The organism is Bifidobacterium sp. W8112 (genome assembly GCF_016101425.1).
GTDB classification, from domain to species: domain Bacteria; phylum Actinomycetota; class Actinomycetes; order Actinomycetales; family Bifidobacteriaceae; genus Bombiscardovia; species Bombiscardovia apousia.
The window spans coordinates 27,326-46,193 of record NZ_JACFQN010000005.1 but is presented as its reverse complement, the minus strand read 5'-3'; the positions used below and the strand labels follow the sequence as shown (position 1 = coordinate 46,193).

Annotated in this window: 14 protein-coding genes and 2 tRNA genes; 7 read left to right on the top strand and 9 right to left on the bottom strand. The window is 62.7% G+C overall.

Going from position 1 to position 18,868, the window contains the following annotated elements:
* On the top strand, positions 1-1,139 hold a 1,139-nt coding region (locus H3T92_RS08120; protein WP_415873711.1), incomplete at its 5' end, for an RCC1 domain-containing protein.
* A 486-nt stretch (positions 1,140-1,625) separates the two neighbouring features.
* Here the strand turns inward: H3T92_RS08120 and H3T92_RS08115 are convergent.
* The 5 genes from H3T92_RS08115 to H3T92_RS08095 all read right to left on the bottom strand — a co-directional run bounded on the left by H3T92_RS08115 (position 1,626) and on the right by H3T92_RS08095 (position 8,671).
* Positions 1,626-3,263 carry a glycoside hydrolase family 36 protein gene (locus H3T92_RS08115; protein WP_198189884.1) on the bottom strand — a complete coding sequence of 546 codons (1,638 nt, stop codon included), beginning with the start codon at positions 3,261-3,263 and terminating at the stop codon, positions 1,626-1,628.
* A gap of 45 nt (positions 3,264-3,308) precedes the next feature.
* The gene (locus H3T92_RS08110) at positions 3,309-5,429 is read right to left on the bottom strand and encodes an alpha-galactosidase (RefSeq protein ID WP_198189882.1); all 2,121 of its coding nucleotides are present in this window, start codon (positions 5,427-5,429) and stop codon (positions 3,309-3,311) included.
* A 105-nt stretch (positions 5,430-5,534) separates the two neighbouring features.
* The gene (locus H3T92_RS08105; RefSeq protein WP_198189880.1) at positions 5,535-6,395 is read right to left on the bottom strand and encodes a carbohydrate ABC transporter permease; all 861 of its coding nucleotides are present in this window, start codon (positions 6,393-6,395) and stop codon (positions 5,535-5,537) included.
* Position 6,396: 1 nt separating this feature from the next.
* Positions 6,397-7,383, bottom strand: coding sequence for a carbohydrate ABC transporter permease (locus tag H3T92_RS08100; protein ID WP_198189879.1), 987 nt, complete (start codon positions 7,381-7,383; stop codon positions 6,397-6,399).
* 25 nt (positions 7,384-7,408) lie between these two features.
* On the bottom strand, positions 7,409-8,671 hold the full coding sequence (locus H3T92_RS08095; protein ID WP_198189877.1) for an ABC transporter substrate-binding protein: 1,263 nt from the start codon (positions 8,669-8,671) through the stop codon (positions 7,409-7,411).
* A gap of 325 nt (positions 8,672-8,996) precedes the next feature.
* On the opposite strand from H3T92_RS08095, the gene H3T92_RS08090 reads away from it, so the two are divergent.
* Positions 8,997-10,010, top strand: a complete 1,014-nt coding sequence (locus H3T92_RS08090; RefSeq protein ID WP_024627525.1) for a LacI family DNA-binding transcriptional regulator — start codon at positions 8,997-8,999, stop codon at positions 10,008-10,010.
* Positions 10,011-10,158: 148 nt separating this feature from the next.
* On the opposite strand, the gene H3T92_RS08085 is transcribed toward H3T92_RS08090, so the two are convergent.
* Both H3T92_RS08085 and H3T92_RS08080 read right to left on the bottom strand, forming a co-directional pair.
* A complete protein-coding gene (locus H3T92_RS08085; RefSeq protein WP_198189875.1) occupies positions 10,159-11,910 on the bottom strand; it encodes an FAD-dependent oxidoreductase in 1,752 nt (583 codons plus the stop codon).
* Between the two features lie 121 nt (positions 11,911-12,031).
* Positions 12,032-12,595 (bottom strand): redoxin domain-containing protein, encoded by a 564-nt coding sequence (locus H3T92_RS08080; RefSeq protein WP_024627523.1) that lies wholly within the window; start codon positions 12,593-12,595, stop codon positions 12,032-12,034.
* A 156-nt stretch (positions 12,596-12,751) separates the two neighbouring features.
* Here H3T92_RS08080 and H3T92_RS08075 point away from each other — a divergent pair, with 156 nt between their 5' ends.
* From H3T92_RS08075 to H3T92_RS08065, 3 genes are all read left to right on the top strand, one after another.
* Positions 12,752-14,128 carry a hemolysin family protein gene (locus H3T92_RS08075; RefSeq protein ID WP_198189873.1) on the top strand — a complete coding sequence of 459 codons (1,377 nt, stop codon included), beginning with the start codon at positions 12,752-12,754 and terminating at the stop codon, positions 14,126-14,128.
* A gap of 214 nt (positions 14,129-14,342) precedes the next feature.
* Complete coding sequence (locus tag H3T92_RS08070) at positions 14,343-14,822, top strand: Dps family protein (RefSeq protein WP_015021094.1); 480 nt, start codon at positions 14,343-14,345, stop codon at positions 14,820-14,822.
* Positions 14,823-15,041: 219 nt separating this feature from the next.
* Positions 15,042-16,463, top strand: coding sequence for a Na+/H+ antiporter NhaA (locus H3T92_RS08065; protein WP_198189871.1), 1,422 nt, complete (start codon positions 15,042-15,044; stop codon positions 16,461-16,463).
* Between the two features lie 111 nt (positions 16,464-16,574).
* On the opposite strand, the gene H3T92_RS08060 is transcribed toward H3T92_RS08065, so the two are convergent.
* Together H3T92_RS08060 and H3T92_RS08055 are read right to left on the bottom strand one after the other, a co-directional pair.
* Entirely contained in the window at positions 16,575-17,342 is a 768-nt protein-coding gene (locus H3T92_RS08060) for an SDR family oxidoreductase (RefSeq protein WP_101431757.1), read from the bottom strand.
* Between the two features lie 498 nt (positions 17,343-17,840).
* The gene (locus H3T92_RS08055) at positions 17,841-18,449 is read right to left on the bottom strand and encodes a M48 family metallopeptidase (protein WP_198189869.1); all 609 of its coding nucleotides are present in this window, start codon (positions 18,447-18,449) and stop codon (positions 17,841-17,843) included.
* Positions 18,450-18,553: 104 nt separating this feature from the next.
* Between H3T92_RS08055 and H3T92_RS08050 the strand changes: the two genes are divergently transcribed.
* Together H3T92_RS08050 and H3T92_RS08045 are read left to right on the top strand one after the other, a co-directional pair.
* Positions 18,554-18,627, top strand: a tRNA-Ile gene (locus tag H3T92_RS08050).
* A gap of 37 nt (positions 18,628-18,664) precedes the next feature.
* Positions 18,665-18,737, top strand: a tRNA-Ala gene (locus tag H3T92_RS08045).
* Positions 18,738-18,868 lie beyond the last annotated feature (131 nt).

The following is an 18,868-nucleotide window of genomic DNA, read 5'->3' as shown; positions in this document are numbered from 1 at the left end:
GGGGATTAAACGGCAATGGCCGGCTCGGCGACGGGACAACCACCACACGGTATGCGCCGGTCAGGGTGAAGACGCCCGACCGCAAGACCTACCCGGACCTGCCAGCGGACTTCACCTACCTGCGAGTCAGCGGCGGAGGATGGCATTCGCTGGCCCTGGGCAGCGACGGCAACGCGTACGCCTGGGGAAACAACGAGTATGGCCAGCTCGGCAACGGGACAGGCAGCAGCCGGAATGCGCCGGTCAGGGTGAAGACGCCCGACCGCAAGACCTACCCGGACCTGCCAGCGGACTTCACCTACCTGCAAGTCAGCGCAGGATACTGGCATTCGCTGGCCCTGGGCAGCGACGGCAACGCCTACGCCTGGGGATACAACAACTCTGGCCGGCTCGGCGACGGGACAACCACCACACGGTACACGCCGGTCAGGGTGAAGACGCCCGACCGCAAGACCTACCCGGACCTGCCAGCGGACTTCACCTACCTGCAGGTCAGCGCCGGAGACTCTCATTCCCTGGCCCTAGGCAGCGACGGCAACGCCTGGGCATGGGGATCAAACAGCAATGGCCGGCTCGGCAACAACAGCAGCGGCAACTATGCGAATTCGTCTGTTCCTGTGCGCGTGCGCGACCCCGCCAGCCCCGGGGACAAGAGCAAAGGACTGCAAGCCGAACAGGCCAGCGCCAGAGGCGATCATTCGCTGGCCGTGGGCAGCGACGGCAACGCCTACGCCTGGGGATGGAACGGCAATGGCCAGCTCGGCGACAACAGCACAGACACCAAGTCGGCTCCTGTGCCGGTGTCGTTCAGCCTGGCTCTGGTGATCACCGGCGTCAGGTTCGACCAGACCGCTGTATCAGGGCTGGCGCGCGGCGATGGCAATAGCGTCAGCGTGCTCACGCCCGCACACCAGCCGGGCACGGTCACCGTCAGCGTGGACTACACGCTGGGCGGCGCACCCCAAACGCCCGACACTTCTCTCCGATACACGTACCTGCCAGCTGGCGTGCTCCCCAAGGCCGGCGGGGAAGGCATCCTGCTCGCCCTGGCCACCGGCATGACCGGCATGGGCGGGGTCCTCGCCTCACGCCGCCACCGGCAGGAGACACGCCGACTGGTTCACGCTTCGCACGAGTAAGAGCGGCCGGGCGGCGTATCAATCCCCCCGCCCCCGGCCCATCAAGGGGGAGCAGGCAGGACAAGTGCCAGTCAAGGCTCAAACCCCAAGAGAGCCGACACGTTCCTCCCGCGCCCCCACCACACTTCCGCAGGCAGCAGCCGAGGACAGGCATCACGCCCCCTCCTCTGCCTGGCAGAGGAGGAAACACAGCCAGCCTGGCCGCTGTTTACTCATCCCGTCAATCATGAGTTCCGCCGACACTGGATCAGGCTGTCATAGTCATTGCGCGATGATAGGGTTGTATCAACTGTACAAAGACGCAGAAACGGATGACATGCACCGTCTGTTGGGGAGACAGTCGGCAGAGTTCTTGGGAGGCTCTGTAAATGGCATTATCGAATATTCCCCACTGTACTTCGCACGAGTAAGGCCGGGTTCCCATCACTGCAATCCGGCGAACTGGCGGCTGTGCCCATCCCAACCGAGCACGGCCGTCATCTACTTCTAAACGGCGGAAAGGTACCCGTCGTAGCGCTCGGGCCTGTCCGAAAACTCCAGGCCAGCCGGCTGATACCAGGAGTATCGGCGGGTGCCGCCGTCGTCAGTCCAGATCTCAGGGCAGTCGTTGACCAGCCAGTCCGAGGGAATGGCATGGGCGCCACCGGTCGAGGCCAGGGCCAGAGCCTGCCTGAGCTGATCCTCCTGGTCGGCGGTCAGGCTGCCAGGGCGGGCCGAGAAGAAGAGCGGGGTGCCGGTCCGCGCCAAGAGATCCATCCACTGGCGGTTGAGCTCCCAGTCGATTGAGTCTGATATGCCCACGCAGTCGGCGTCGGTGGCGTAGAAGCTTCCGTGCTGGGGCAGGCGGAAGGCCAGGGTGTTGACCCCGATCTGCCTGGTCCGCTCCCACTGCAGGCCGCTGGTGTCGTCGCCGGTCCGGTTGATCTGCATGAAGCCGACGCCCAGGTGACCGACCACATTGCACCCTTGGACCAGCATCCCGGTCTTGGTGGCCTGCTCGAAGATGGCCCGGTAGAGCTGCTTGACCACCTGGGCGCTGGTCAGGCTCCGGTCGTAGAAGTGCCAGCCGTCCGGGCTGGGCCAGGGGTTCATCTGGAATCCCCACCTGCCCAGCAGGTCGAAGGTGCTGAAATCATGCTTGACCAGCTGGTAGCCCCACTCCCCCAGCTGGGCGATGTCCTGGCGGATGTAGTCCAGGGCCTGCGGGTTCGAGGGGTCCAGGCATCCGTTGTGCGGGAGCCTGAACTGGTCGGCAATGGCCTCGTCCTCGTTGAGGAGCGGGCGATACCAGATGCCGGGTTTGATGCCCATGGCCTTGATCTGGTCGGCCAGGGCGCCCATGTCGCCGAACTTCTCGTTGCCACGCCGCCAGGGACCGCCGTTGTAGTCCTCAAGCCGGTGGTGGTCCTGCCAGCCGTCGTCCACGACCATGGTGGGGCGGTTGGCGTTGCCCTGGGTCAGGTCGGCCAGGTACTCGGCATCGGCAAGAATCCGGGAACGGCTGGAGTCCCCGTAGGCGTAGTACCAGTTGTTGCTCCCGTAGACCGGTTCAGGGGGCATGAGACCCTTGCGGCTGATCCGGGAGCAGAAGTCACTGGCCACAGCAAAGACCGGACCGCCAGCCCGCTCCTGGAGCGGATATTGCAGGCAGATGATGGTGGCTGCTTCAAGCTGTCGCCCGTCCAGCACCAGGCCACTGCCGCCGTTGCGCAGATCCAGGAAGAGGGTGATGCCGGCCGTATCGACCTGCCAGAAGCAGAAGGCGTTGGCACCGGTGGCCACCCCGTACCCCTGGGCCTGCTCCTGACCTGCCGCCAGGAAGTACCAGGGCATGAACCGGTTGGCACGCATGGTCTGGAAACCCATTCGCCCGTAGCCACGCTCCCAGGCATCGCCCAGATAGAGGTCGTCGGCGGGCATGGGCCTGGTCCAGCGCAGGGCCAGGGACCGGATGGGGGTGGAGCCGGCGGTCAGGCTGACCGTCAGAGCGGATTCGCCCTTGAGGCTGACCCTCGCATCGGGGGCCGCGTGGAAAGGCCTGCCTGCGGGCTCAGTCTCCCTGTCGGCATCGGTGGTCAGCGTGATCCAGTCCGGCTCTCCCAGGCTAAGGCTGGTTGGGTTCATGATGCAGTGCTCCTTCATCCCTGTGGTGTGACTGATGGCGGCGGGTCAGACCCGGACCAGGTCGATCAGACGGATGGTCTCGGGCTGGCAGCGGGGCATGCGGATGCCCACGTGCTCCAGATAGGTGCCGGTGACCTCGGCGGCGCCCAGCGGACCTATCGGATCCAAGTGCTCCAGCGAGGCCCTGGGTTTGGCGGGGCCGGTCCAGGCCAGCCGATACCGGGCCTTGGGGTCCAGTCCGGGAATACGTAGATAAACACCACGATTATGCAGGGATTCATCCAACTGGACGTGGGCCAGGATGGCACGGCTGCGGTCGGGGGCCACCACGCCATGGGCCAGGACCGAGGGGTCGGCCAGGTCCAGGCGAACCACACGGCCGGAGTGGAGGAAGCCCCGGTTGGCCTTGTACCAGGCGATCCATTCCTTGAGCCGCTCCAGGTCCTCCTCGCTGGCCTGACGGATGTCCCACTCGATGCCCATGGAACCAAAGACGGCCGTGGCGGCCCGGAAATCCAGGCTGTAGGTTCTGCCGGTCTGCTGGGAGGAAGGCTGGGAGATGTGGGCGCCGATGTACTCGGGGGCCACGGTCTGCTCGGTCCAGCGCTGAATCAGCTGCCTGCTCAGGGCATCGGTCATGTCAGAGTTCCAGAAGCGGCGGACCTTCTCGATCACGCCCAGGTCGATGCGGCCGCCGCCCGAGGCGCAGGACTCCCACTCCACCTTGGGGAAGCGAGCGCGGAGAGTGTCCAGCAGGCGATAGTAGGCCAGGGTCTGCTCGTGGATGGCCGGCGCTCCGCCGTGGGCCTGGGAACCGGCCTCAAGCAGATCGCGGTTGTGGTCCCACTTGACGTAGTCGATGTGGCAGGACTCCAGGACTCGGGTCATCGCCTCGAGCACGTGGTTGAAGGCCTGGGGGTTGGTCAGGTCCAGGACCAGCTGATTGCGCTGCAGCTCCGGGTTTCTGGAGGATGCCCTCATGACCCACTCAGGGTGGTCGCGGAAGGCATCCGAATCAGGGTTGATCATCTCCGGCTCGAACCAGAGGCCGAACTGCATCCCCAGTTTGTGGACATAATCGACTAAAGGCTCCAGGCCCTGGGGCCATACCGCAGGGTCCACCCACCAGTCGCCCAGACCAGCCGTGTCGTCCCGGCGCAGATGGAACCAGCCGTCATCCAGAACAAGGCGCTCCACCCCGATGCGTGCGGCCCGGTCGGCCAGGTCGCGCAGGGTGTCGAAGTCGTGGTTGAAGGTGATGGCCTCCCAGACGTTCAGGATGACCGGCTGCTCGCGCGGATGCTCGGGCAGGGTGCGCTCCCAGGCGTGCAGGCTGTTCATGATCGGATCCATGCCATGGTCGGAGGCCGTGACCACGATCCAGGGGGTGCTGTACTCCTGGCCCTGGTCCAGAACCACCTCGCCGGGCAGGAGGAGCTCGCCAGCGCTGACACCGGCCGGGGTGGCGCTGTTCCGGTCCACCCGGAGCACGGTGTTCCCGCTCCAGGCCGGCTGGACGCAGAGCACCCTGCCGTGATGGAAGTCGAAGCCGGGGGTGCCCACCATGACCACGGGCCCCTCGAAGCCGGTGCGACCCCAGCGGAACTCGCGCACCCAGGCCCCGTCGGCCAGGTCATGGCGCTGGGGGCTGCGCTCACGCTCGTGCCGGCCGGCGAAGTCCAGAATCTGGGTCTGCTGGTCGTCCAGGGGCAGGCGGACCTCCAGACCCTCCAGCAGGAAGGGATCGGCGCCCAGGTTGCGCAGGGTGTGGCGAATCCGCAGGGAACCGCCGGCCATGGCCTCCACCCTGGTCTCCAAGCCAAGCTGGGCATCCTCGTCACGGGCCTTGATGGTCAGCGAGTCGGCGGTCTGCTCGGGCTGGCCTTCCACCAGGAAACGGGGCGACCAGGAGCGCCCGGCCTGGATGCCCTCGGGGCCTTGGGCGATCCGATGCCCGGTCAGGCCCGGATGCAGGTAGGTGTTCTGTGCATGCTCCAGCAGCAGGGGCGAATGGGTCGAGGTCCAGGCGGGGGTCTGTTCCAAGCCATTCAGGTCGGGACCCGCATAGAGCCCCCTGATGTCAGGAATATCGGCACCCGGCGTAATGGACCCCAGGGCCATATAGGTGAATGGCTGATCAGAATGGACCGGCTGTGGAAAGAGCATGAAAAATCCTTTAGTAACTACGGCACAAATGTGCAAAAACAACAATGCTTGATGAACCAGTGAGCCGCCCAGCCCACTGCAGTCGGGCGGCTCCTGATTGATAGACTACTTGACTGCTCCGGCCACCATCCCTGCAATGAAGTACTTTTGCAGGAACATGTAGGCGACCACCATGGGGGCTGCCGCAATCAGGGATGCCGCTGCGGCGACGCCCAGATTGTTGGTATTGGCCGAGAAGAAGGAGGCCACACGAGGGGCGATGGTCTGGGCCGAAGGGTCGGTCAGGATGTAGCTGGACAGGGCGTAGTCGTTCCATACTGTCGAGCCGGTCATGATGATCACGGTCGCCGTCACCGGCTTGAGCATGGGCAGGACCAGGCGCATGAAGACCTGGAGCTTGTTGGCTCCGTCCAGCTCGCCGGCTTCGTCAATCGCCGGAGGTATGGCCTTGATGAAGGCCGTGTAGAGGAAGACCGACAGAGGCAGGTTGGTGGCCGTCAGCACCGCGATGATGCCCCAGTAGTTGTTCACCCCGCCGATCTTCACCAGGAAGGAATAGAGGGGGACCAGAATGCTCAGGGGCGGAATCATCATCATGGAGAGGATGAAGGCCGAGACCAGCTTGTTGAACCGGGTCAGACGACGAGCCAGGGGGTAGGCCGCTGCCGCTCCCAGGATGCAGACCAGGGCCGTCGTCCCGACGGTCACCACCACGCTGTTGAGCACGGATTTGAGGATGCCGCCCTCATTGACGGCTTCGGACCAGTTGGACCATGCCATGTCATGGGTGCGCATGCTCAGAGCCGAGCTCAGATCATCCGAGGGTTTGAGCGAGGTGGTGATCGCCAGGTAGAAGGGCAGGAGCTGGCAGAGGCAGACGATGACCAGGAAGAGGTAGATGGCCCAGCGCCCACGCTGGTATGACCGCTCAGCAGGGGTCATCGCATTCTTGTTCTTGCTAGCCATGTCAGGCCTCCCAATCCAGCTTGGCCAGCCCCTTGTTGACCAGCCAGGTCACGATGGCAATCAGGACGAAGAGGAAGACCCCGATGGCCGAGGCATACCCGGCCGCCTGGTTGTCGAAGTAGATCGTGCCGATATAGGTCGAGATGGAGTTGGTCGAATACCCGGGACCACCGCCTGTCAGCACCTTGACCATGTCGTAGAGCTTCAGTCCTCCGATCAGGTTCAGGACCACGCTGGTCGTGAAGGCGGGTGCCAGGAGCGGCAGGGTGATGTTCCAGAACTTCTTCCAGCCGGATGCCCCATCGACCTCGGCGGCCTCGACCACCTCCTGGTCCATGGTCTGCAGACCGGCCAGGTAGATGATCATGGAGACGCCGACGAACTGGATGGAATTCACCAGCACGATGATGCAGACCGAGAACCCCGCATTGTTGAACCAGGCCACCTTGTGCAGACCCAGCGCCGTCATGACGGCGTTCAGCGCGCCCTGCTGGTACTGGAAGACGAAGTAGTACATGATGCCCATGATGACCGGGGCCACCAGAGCGGGCAGGTAGATGATGGCCCTGATCAGGGTGCGCCCCTTGATCTTGGCGTTCAGCAACAGCGCCAGAGCCAAGCCCAGGATCTGCTGGAGCACTGTGCTGCCGATGCCGTAGATGAAGGTATTGATGACCACCTGCTTGAAGTTGGTGTCAGTCAGCATCTGCTTGTAGTTGGCCAGCCCCACGAAGGATTTGGCGTCGTTGTACCCGTCCCAGTTGGTCAGAGAAAGCCCGATCCCCGACAGGAGCGGATAGATGATGAAGATCACCAGGAGGATGACGGCAGGAAGATAGAAGAGATTGATCGAGGCACCCCTGAAGCGGCGACGACGCGGGGAGGGACCCCTGCCGTGGCCAACGGATGCTTCCCTGCCATCCCCATGTAACGGTGATCCGGATTGGGTGTCCTGCGAAGGAATCGCCCCTGAGCGACTATCTGTCATGACTCGACTCCTCTTGGTCTACTAATCAGGAAGACTTCTGGCCATACAGGCTGTTGAAAGAGGTCTTGACCTGATCCGCAGCGGCCTGTGCAGTCAGCTGACCGGTCAGCAGACCGTCGGTCGACTTGGCCAAGGTGTTGTACATGCCGTTGGGCAGGTACTTGCGGTCGAAGAAGGGGACCAGCTTGGTCTTCTTCTCGTTCACCCAGTAGTTGTAGGTCGGCTCGAACTGCCCCAGAGCGGACTTGACGCCGGTCAGGGCCGAATCGTTCATGCTCACGTCGACCAGCTTCTGCAGGTTTTCAGGCTCGGCCATGAAGTCGATGAACTTCAGCGCCGCGTCCTTGTTCTTGCTGGTCTTGGAGACGCCGAAGGTCAGGGTGTCCTCGCCGGTGGAGAAGTAGGGCTTGCCGACCTCGGCGGGAACCGGCATCATGCCCAGCTTGACATTGGGGTTGTAGGACTGGATCAGCTGGGAGCTGCCGTTGGCGCGGAAGGAGAAGCCGACCTTGTCCTGGGCCATCAGCCTGGAGATGTCATCCTGGGAGGCGGAGGTGTAATCCACATTGAACCAGCCGTCCTTGGCCCACTTGGCCACCCTGGTGGTGTACTTCTCGTAGACTGCGGTATCGAACTTGCCCTTGGAGAGATCCTTGAGCTGGCTTTCGTCATACATGCCCGGAAGCATATAGTCGGCAAGATCCCCGTTGGGGCCTGCGTCCTTGTTGGAGGAGATGAGCGGAGTGTATCCGGCGGCCTTCAGCTTCGTGCAGGCCTGCTCAAAGGCGTCCCAGGTGTCGATGGACTTGGGATCGATGCCGACCGCATCCAGGACCGTCTGGTTGTACATGATGCCCGACACCTGGATGTCGGCGGGCAGGGCGTAGAACTTGCCGTCCTTGGTCTTGAAGACATCGTTGCCTATCGGCTTGAGCCGCTTGGCCCAGGGTCTGTTCTGCAGCGGCTCCAGGAAGTTGCCGTACCGGTCGCGCGACCAGCCGTGGGTGTTCCAGATGTCCGGAGGGTTGTGGCCCGCCAGACGAACCTTGATGTCGTTCTCGTTGTTGTTGGTGCCCGGAACCATCTTGATGGTGATGTCCGGATTCTTGGCCTCGAACTTCTTGCCCAGGCCCTGAAGAGCCTTGAGCTGGGGGGTTCCCGTAGACTGCATGGTCATGAATTCCACGGTCTTCTTGCCCCCGGAGGAGGAAGAGCCGCAGGCAGCCAATGAGGTTATTGCCATAGCGCAGCAGATGCCGACCGCCGCCACCGTCTTGATCCTATTCATCAACCACTCCTTCGTAGGTTGCTTCGTTGCCGAACACGTTCCATGAGAACAGGAACTCATTCGTGTTTCTTAATATACACGAGTAGATTTATCTGTCAAATATCTGACGCCGATTGCCTGAACAGCTGCTTTTGAAGACAAGGGCTTTCGTAACGGTTGAAAATTTGGTGCCATTTCCCTTGATTTTCCGGCTATAGCCAGGCATGTGCGGACAGGTCAAAGGCGGAGTAGAACAGAGTTTGAAAACAATATCAATTCGAGTAGATTCTATATTCCGGGTAGCATGAATTGAGACTGGTGAATAGGCAGATGGGATCGAGCTCTGATGGCTGCAAACAATAAGAAACTCCGACAACGCAGAAGGGCCACACGCACGGATGTGGCCAAGCTGGCCAACGTCTCCACGGCGGTGGTCAGCTACGTCTTCAACAACGGGCCCAGGGCAGTGGCCCCGGACACATCCAAGCGGGTGCGCGAGGCGGCGAAGCTGCTGAACTACCACCCCAACCCCACGGCGCGTGCCCTGCGCACCGGGTATTCCAAGATGCTGGGCGTCATCGTGCCGGATTCGTCCAACCCCTTCAGCGCCGGTATCTACGACGAGCTGCAGACGGTGGCCATGCGGCGGGGGTACTCAGTCCTCTTCATGAACGTGCGCAGCGACCCCGAATTGGAGGAGCAGTCCATCAGGCAGCTGCTGGAGCGCAACGTCGATGCCATTTTCCTCTCATCCTCGCGCAGCTACACACAGCTGAGCATGGCTCATCTTGAGGAGAGCCGCTTCGTCTTCATGGACCAGCCCCACCGGGTGACCAATGCCAAGAGCGTGTCGACCGATTTCTTCCACTCTGGCCTGACCGCCACCCAACACCTGATCGAGCACCGGCACTGCAGCGTCGACATGCTCTTTGGCGGATCCCCTGACGACCGGGGCGACGCCCGCATCCAGGGCTGGTACGCGGCCCACCAGAACGCCAACCTGCCCGCCGGCAGGATTCGCCAGGCCTTCTTCACACGCGAGGGCGGCTATCGCGCCACCTTGGACCTGATTGACAGCGGCAGACCGCCCCAGGCCATTTTCGCTGGTTCCGACATGGAGGCCATGGGCGCTTTGCGAGCCCTGCATGAGCGCGGGCTGCGCATCCCCGAAGACGTGGCCATCGTCTCCTTCGACGGCACCGTCGACTCCCTCTACACCTGGCCTCAGCTGACCACCATGCAGCAGGACACCGAGAAGATCGCCGCCTGCGCCATGAATGCGGCCTTGGAGCCGGACCAGGTCCCCGACGTGCAGATCATCAAGGCGGATCTGGTCATCCGTCACTCCTGCGGCTGCTGATACGACAAACTATCTAAGCCATGGATAATATCCATGGCTTCTCATCAATGCAGACCAGCGGCATGTATCAAAAAAGGCGCTGGCATCATCGCCACAAAGGCAGTGACACCAGCGCCTTTTCAGACTCTATTCAGGGTCGGATCCAGGGTCAGGCTCCGATCAGATCCAGCATTTCAGGAACGGACTTCTTGCCGAACTCCACGGTCTCCTGGCCATCCTTGCGGATGACGATGCAGGGGACGCTCATGACCTGGTACTGGTCCTTCAGCTCGGGGAAGTGGGCCAGATCGTAGGCCTCGGCCCGCACCTTGCCGTTTTGGGCCGCCACCCGCTGGGCGGACAGCACCGTGGTCGGACACATGGTGCAGGTCAGGGAGACCAGCATCATCACATCCACCTGGTCCTTGATGGCGTCGATCCGGTCCGAGGTGGGCTGATCCACCTGCTGCCCGGGGCCCGCCGCATTGTAGAGGGCCAGGACGAAGGAGTTGAACTCGTGGCCGCTGGGCACGCCATGGAAGGCCAGCCCGGTCGGCTGGGAGACGCCCTGGTCGTCCACGCGGCAGATGCGCACGCTGGGCCGGGCATCGGGCAGGTCGCCGGCGGGATCATAGTCCTTGCCGTCATCGTCCGTGCGGGAGTCGACCCTGGAGGTCAGCTTGCCGTCGGAGAGCCCGACCAGCTCGTCCACGAAGGCCTCCAGCTCCTTAGAGACCTGGCTGCCGTCCAGATCCAGGGCCAGCTCCAGCTTTCCGGTCATCTTGCCGAAGACCATGTCCAGCTGCTTGCGGATGTCCGGCCCGAAGAAGCCGGAGGTCTTGGCCGGGGCCTGGTCGTGCTCCTGGGCCACAGGCGCGGGCGAGGTCCCCGAGGCCAGTGCGGAGTTCTCGGCCTGCCTCTCGGAGCGGGCATAGGGGGAATCGTCGGGTCGCGGCGGCACCAGGCCGGTCTTGTCCGACATGTTTGAGGCGTAGCGCTCCAGCTCCACGGCAGCCACAGCCCCATCGGAGGTGGCGGTGATGACCTGGCGCAGGTTCTTGACCCGCAGATCCCCGGCGGCGTAGATGCCGGGCACCGAGGTCTCCAGGTAGCCGTGGGTCAGCACATAGCCGTGGTCGTCCAGATCCACCACGCCCTTGAGCATGCCGGTCTGGGGCACGTAGCCGGCGAAGACGAAGACGCCGAAGGTGCCGCCGTCCTGGGGCTTCCAGGTGGTGGTCTGTCCGCTCTTGCGGTCCAAAATGGTGGCCTCGACCAGCCCGCCGGGGCCTGCGGAGACACCCTTGAGCTCGGTGGAGTAGTGAATTTCGATCTTGTCGTTGTTCCGGGCCTCGTCAGCCACGGCAGCGTCGCAGGTGAAGTCCTCCTCGCGCACCAGCAGGGTCACCTTGGTGGCGTACTTGGTCAGGAAGACCGACTCCTCGGCTGCCGCGAACCCGCCGCCGACCACCAGGACCTCGCGCCCGGTGAAGAACTCGCCATCGCAGGTGGCGCAGTAGGCCACACCGCGGCCCGCGTACTCCTGCTCGCCCTGGAAGCCGATCTTGCGGGGGCTGGCGCCGGTGGCGATCAGAATGCCGAAGGTGCGCAGGTCGCCCCGGGAGGTGTGAACCACCTTGATGTCGCCCTGGGCCTCGATGCCGGTGGCCTCGGCGCTCATGAACTCGGCTCCGAAGTTCTGGGCCTGCTGGCGCATGGTCTCGGTCAGCTTGCGGCCGTCGGTGCTGGCCACGCCCGGGTAGTTGACCACGTCGGCCGTGATGGTGATCTGGCCGCCGAAGTCGTCCTTCTCCAGGATCAGGGTGCGGTACCGCGCCCGTGCCAGGTAGAGTCCTGCGCTCAGGCCTGCAGGGCCGCCGCCGATGACGACCACGTCATAAAGATTCTTGTCTTCCGTCATGAATGCCTCTTCCGAAGGAATGCACGGATGTGCTGGTGTTGAATGCCGGTCGTGAATACAGAAAAGGGAACCCGCCCTGGTCGCTTCCGATCGGCGAGTTCCCGATGTTGGCAGCTGCGGATCAGAGCTGGCCGACCAGATCCAGGCTGGGCTCGATGGTGTCCTCGCCGGGCTCCCACTTGGCAGGGCAGACCTGATCGCCGTGCTCGTAGACGAACTGGGAGGCCTGGACGCGGCGCAGCAGCTCGTCGGCGTTGCGGCCCACGTTGGAGGAGATGACCTCGTAAGCCACGACCTTGCCCTCAGGGGTCAGAATGAAGTCGCCGCGCTCGGCCTTGCCCTCGGCCTCGTTGTAGGTCTGCAGGTCCTTGGCCAGGGTTGCGGTCGGATCGGCCAGCATGGGGTACTGAACCTTGGCGATCTTCTCGTTGGCCTCGTGCCAGGCCTTGTGGACAAACTCGGTATCGCAGGAGACGGAGTAGATCTCGCAGCCGATCTTCTTGAAGTCCTCGTACTTGCTGGCCAGATCCTCCAGCTCGGTGGGGCAGACGAAGCTGAAGTCCGCAGGGTAGAAGAAGAGCAGGGACCAGTGGCCCAGCAGATCCTTCTTGGAGACCGAGAAGGTCTTGTTGTCCTGGTAGGCCTGCGTGGTGAACTCAGTCAATTCGTGCTGAAGCTGTGACATGAAAAATCCTTTCGGGAGCGTTGGGAATGCCGGCTTGAAGCCGAACCTGCTTCCGTGTTTCATGCTAGTCAGGAAGCGCTGCATGGGGAAGACGGAGGTTCACCGCTGGGGTGTGACATAGGGCACATGGGGCGTCCATACCCTAGCATTGAAGGCATGGCATTATGGCTGAACATCCTGCTCATTCTCTTCTTCCTCCTGCTCGGTTCCGTCTTCTCGGGGACTGAGCTGGCGCTGGTCTCCCTGCGAGGCTCGCAGCTGGAGCAGATGGAGCAGCAGGACGCGCGCGGCGCCCGGGTGGCCCGCATCGCCCGCGACCCCAACACCTTTCTTTCCGCCGTACAGATCGGTGTGACGCTGACGGGCTTCCTCTCAGCCTCCTTCGGCGCATCATCCATCGCCCCCTACGTGGTGCCCGTCCTGACCGGGTGGGGCGTGCACGAGGGTCTGGCCGGCACCCTGACCACGGTGATTCTGACTCTGATCATCTCCTACTGCTCCATCGTCATCTCCGAGCTGGTGCCCAAGCGGATCGCCATGCAGCGCACCGAGGCCATCGCCCGGGCCGTCGTTCCGGCCATCGACGTCTTCACCACCCTGTGCAGGCCGCTGATCTGGCTGATCGGCAAGAACACCAACCTCATCGTGCGCATCCTGGGCTTCGACCCCCAGCAGACCGACACCGAGGTCAGCGACGACGAGCTGCGGATGCTGGTATCCTCCAACACCAACCTGAGCAAGGACGAGCGGATGATTCTGGGCGACGTCTTCGATGCCTCCGAGACCAGCGTGGCCGAGGTCATGCGCCCCCGGGCCGACGTGGTCTTCATCGCCGGGGACATGCCGCTGCAGGAGGCGGTCGAATTCGTGCACGACGAGCCCTACTCGCGCTACCCGGTGACCGGCCGCGACTTCGACGACGTGCTGGGCTTCGTCCACGTGCGCGACCTGATGGACGTGCGCAACCCCCATGCCAAGACCGTGGCCGACGTGACCAGGCCCGGCATCGCCCTGCCCGGCACCTCCAAGCTCCTGCCCAGCCTGGAGAAGCTGCGCAAGAAGGGCATCCACCTGGCCGTGGTCATCGACGAGTACGGGGGCACCGACGGCATCGTCACCCTGGAGGACATGACCGAGGAGCTGGTGGGCGACATCCGCGACGAGTACGACCTGCCCGAGGAGCAGAATCCGGCCCATCCCCAGGCGACCGCCTTCGTCAACGGGGTTGCCACGGTTGACGGCGGCATGACCATCGAGGACTTCGCGGACCTGACCGGGATCGAGCTGGAGGACGGCCCCTACGAGACCCTGGCCGGCTACTTCCTGGCCCAGACCGGGCGCATGGGGCAGGTGGGCGACGTGATCCACTCCGACGATGGGTATGACATGGTGGTGACCAAGGTGGACGGTCGGCGCATCGAGACCATCGAGGTCAGGCGCCGGCAGGAGGCCGAGGACCAGGCTAGCGATGATGACGACCGCGGAGACGGCCAATCCGACGCGGGCCGAGGCGATGCCGTGACCGCAGCCTAGCTATCCTCTGGCCTGTGCTCGGTTGGCAGTCAGCCGGTGACCAGCCACACGTCAGTCAAGGAAAAGTGACTGTCAGCGTAGCCGATGGTACGTGAATGATTTCACTGGTTGATTCCCGCAAAATCCAAGCGTTTCCTTGCGTTTTCCTCTAGTCTGGAGGTACATGGTCGGGCCGACCCGACCGCAGGCATAATTTCACATTTAAGGAGCGATTATGGCATTGAACTTTACCGTACCGGGACTCGACGAAGCGACCAGCGAAAAGGTCATCGCCATCCTGCAGAGCCGTCTGAGCCAGGAACAGGAGACTGCCCTGATCCTCAAGCACGCCCATTGGAACATGAAGGGCAAGGAATTCATCGGCATTCATGAGATGATGGACCCCGAGGTTGATTCGGTGCTGAACATGGCCGACGAGACCGCTGAGCGCATCGCCACCCTGGGCGGCTCCCCCGCCGGGCGCCCTGACGACATCATGAAGAACCGCGACTGGGATGGCATCACCATGACCGGCCGCCAGGATGCCCTGGACTACCTGAAGGCCCTGGACACCTACTACACCACCTTCATCAAGCGCGACCGCGAGGCCATCAAGGAGCTGGACGACCTGGACATCGTCAGCTCCAACATTCTGCAGGACCACGTGCAGGAGCTGGAGCACTTCCAGTGGTTCATGCGCAGCCATCTGTTCTGAGTTACTGAGTTCTGAGAACTCATCGCCGCCTCCGACAGGCGGTATGCCAGCGGCTCTGCATCGCGAAAGGTGCGGGGCCGCTGGCATTTTCTCTGATTGAGATAGACTGCTGGACTTCAGGATAGAATTGACATTTGGGAGACGGCCGGGCGCTGCCTCATGCCGGGAAGACTGGTCGGCCACGGAAGACCGAACCCTACCCGCCCGACCAGGAGCATCATGCCGCCCACGCCTACATTCCCAGCATTCTCTGTCAATCCACGTCGTCAGGATTACGACGATTCGAATTCGCAGCAGAATTCCAAGTCATCGAATGCTCAACCATCAAATCCACAGCGCGAGCAAGGCGGATCTGACAGGGACCGGCACAACCGACTCCACCCTTCAAACTTCTTCGCCGCCCTGTCGTCGCTGGCTGAAAACGATCGGATCACCGGGCTATTCATGATGGCCTGCGCCCTGGCCGGGCTGATCCTGGCCAATCTGCCAGAGACCGGGCCGGGGCTGAACGCTCTTGCCACTTGGATTCCTCTGGATCTGCCCGGTGGATTGAACCTGTCCCTGAAAGACTGGATACAGGACGGGATGCTGACCATATTCTTCCTGACCATGGGTCTTGATCTGCGTCAGGAGGCTGCCACGGGCACTCTACGCGACCACAGGCAGGTCTTGCTGCCCATGCTGGCCGCCCTGGGCGGTGTGGCCGTTCCGATCCTGATCTACTGCCTGTTCAACCTGGGCTCCCCCGCCGGTTTGCGTGGCTGGGCTGTCCCAACAGCCACCGATGTGGCCTTCTCCCTGGCAGCTCTGCAACTGCTTCTGCCCAAGGCCGGGCCCGCCCTGCAGGCCTTTTTGATGACCCTGGCCATCTTCGACGATCTGATCGGCGTCCTGCTGATCGCTCTGGGTTATTCCAGTTTGGGACAACCGAGCTGGCTGCTTGTCTGCCTGGCCGGCCTTGTGGTCTGGGCACTGCTGGTTCGAGCAGCGAGCCGTTCCTCCCGGCTCTGGCGACCCTTGGTGCCCCTCTGCTTGTTGGGTGCCCTTGCGGGCGGCCTACTGGCCTGGTACAGCCTATTCAAGGCCGGAATCCACCCTGTGCTGGCAGGAGTGGCAATGGGCCTCTTGACCCCTGTTGCCAGGTCGAACGAAGCAGGACCATCCGGGACCGAGACAGCAGGGATTGAGCCGAGCCACGTCCAGACATCATCGCCTGCCGAACAGTTGGATCGCTTGCTGACGCCCTTGAGCGCCCTGGTGGTCCTGCCCGTGTTCGCCTTCTTCTCGCTGTCCATCTCCCTGGATCAGCTGGGACCCGGACTGCTGACGGACCGGGTCTTTTGGGGCGCCGCGCTGGGACTGGCCCTGGGCAAGCCCTTGGGAATCATGACCATGGTGATCCTGGCAAGTCATCTGGGGCTGCGGCGGCCTGCCGGCTCTACGACCGGGAACATGATCGGCCTCTGCCAGCTCTGTGGAATCGGCTTCACCATGTCTTTCTTGATCGCCAACCTGGCCTTCGCCGGATCCCCGCACCTGGAGTCAGCTCTTTTGGGCGTGCTGGCAGGGTCGATCCTGTCTGTGCTCATCGTGGCCGTGGGCACAATCGCCGGTCGACTACGTTCCGCCAGGCGCACATAGGCTCAGCTGCCAAGATCCAACCTCCGCCAGACCCGGTTCCTGCCGGAATCAACCTGCCAAACTCTGTTCCTGCCAGAATCGGTTTTTGACAGAATCGGTCCCTTACCAGGCTCAGCTGCGACGGTAAAGCTTGGTGTATGAGCCCTCGGCACGAGGACGGACCACAATCTGGTCAATGTCCACAGTGTCAGGCTGCTCCAGGGCCCAAGTGACGCATCCAGCGATGTCATCGGCGGTCAGCGGGTCGGGTACCCCGGCGTAGACCGCATCAGCCCGGTCGCTATCCCCGCCGAACCGCTTCAGGGAGAACTCGTCGGTGTGGACCAGGCCCGGGGCGATGTCGACCACGCGCACTGGCTCGCCGATCAGTTCCAGCCGCAGAATGCGGGCCATGACCCGTTCTGCCGCCTTGGAGGCGCAGTATCCGCCGCCGCCCTCGTAGGGCTCGATGCCTGCCGTGGAGGAGATGACCAGAACCGTGCCCTCCGACTCTTTCAGGGCCGGGAGCAGCTTCTGGATGACCCGCAGGGTGCCGATGACGTTCAGCTCGTACATGCCGCGCCAATCGTCCAGGCTGGAGGTAGCCACCGGATCCTTGCCGAAGGCCGCACCGGCGCAATTGACCAGAGCCTTGACCGGCCCGCCCTTGAGCACGGCATCGACGGCCGCCTGCGTGGAGTCCTCGTCGGTCACATCACAGACCTCATAGGTGAAGTTCTCACCCAGCTGGTCAGCCAGAGCCTTGAGCTTGTCCTCGCGCCGGGCCAGGCCGACCACCTTCCAGCCCTTGTCCACCAAGGCCCGCACACTGGCCTGACCGATGCCGCTGGAGGCACCGGTCACCACGGCACGCTTGATCGTCTTCTTGGATTCCGTCATTTCATCCGCTCCTTCATGATCAATTGCCCCGGATCAGCTCCACACGCGCCTCCGGGCCTCAGGGAGCCTGCCCTAGCTGCTGCAGTGTCACCCCTCTTTCTCAACGCTAGCGCACCAGCAGGGGCGGCGGCAGTCTTCCATCGGTCTTCGATGACAAATGTGGTGGAGTAAACCAACCTTGAGCAGGGTCGGAACGAATCAAAGCAAGATCGGGTTGAGTTAGAACAGATCCGAGTTAGAACAGATCAAAGTCAGATCGGTCTGAATCAGGCCGCATAGTCAGGTTAGATCAGGATAGGCAGGACACATCAAAAACCATTCCAGCTTCGTATCAGAGGGTCTAGCGAGGGTTCGAATTCGGAAATTACCAGCACGGATGATGCCCCAGGTTCATACTTCACAAGCGCGCATTGCACAAGTTCAGAAATCACGCGGAGTTGATGGCTCCGGAAATCATGGCTCTGGGAGTCATAGCTTCAGATGTCTAAGCTTCTGGAGTCACAAAGCCAGATAGCGGTTGAGTCGATGACGGCGCTCGGTCCAGTCGGGCATATAGCGATCCATTCGCGCGCGGAAGCCGGGGCCGTGACCATGCTCATAGAGGTGGGTCAGCTCGTGAACCAGCACATACTCCAGCAGGTCAGGATCCAGCCAGGCCAAGTCGGTGTTGAGCCGGATGCTGGCAGTGGCGGGGGTGCAGGACCCCCAGCGGGTTTTCATCTTCCGCAGAGTGATGCGCTCAGGCCGGCGACCTACCACAGGGACCCACCGATCCAGCAGAGTCGGCAGCCTCTCCTGGAGAATTCTCTTGGCTTCGGCCTCGGACCGGTCCGGCGACAGCTGACCATCGGCTCCGGGTTGGGCGTAGACATCGCGCGAGCGGGCCAGACGTTCTCTAGTGGTTGCGATCCAGCGGCGCTTGCCGTCAACAAAGGCACGAATCTGGTCATCGCTCAGAGCCAGAGGCGCTGTGACTTCCAGATGGCCGTCAGGCGGCTTGACCCGCAGATAGACGTTGGCGATCCGCTTCCTGATGACCAGAACCATCTCACCGCCGACCTCCAGCTGCTCCGACCGGACTGGTTCCGCACGCCGTTTCCGCCTCATGACCCCCATTCTTCCGCCAAGACGCGACGCGACGCCGCCGAGATTGACTTGAGGGGACACTATGGTAAGCTATCCATTTGTGTGATTCTTCGGTCACACGGCATGGGCCTGTAGCTCAGCTGGTTAGAGCGCATCCCTGATAAGGATGAGGTCGGAGGTTCAAGTCCTCCCAGGCCCACGCATTCTTGCGCGGTTGAAGTTCTTTTCACATTCACGGGGCTATGGCGCAGCTGGTAGCGCATCTGCTTTGCAAGCAGAGGGTCGCCGGTTCGAATCCGGCTAGCTCCACAGGTAGGGTTTTCCAGGTTTTCGCTAGGAGACCTTTTTTCATATGGTTTTCCTTGATAAAAAGGGAACTATCCGACGGCTGCCAGGTAGTGAACGATGATGCCACTGCGCGAGAGCTGCACTGGCGGATG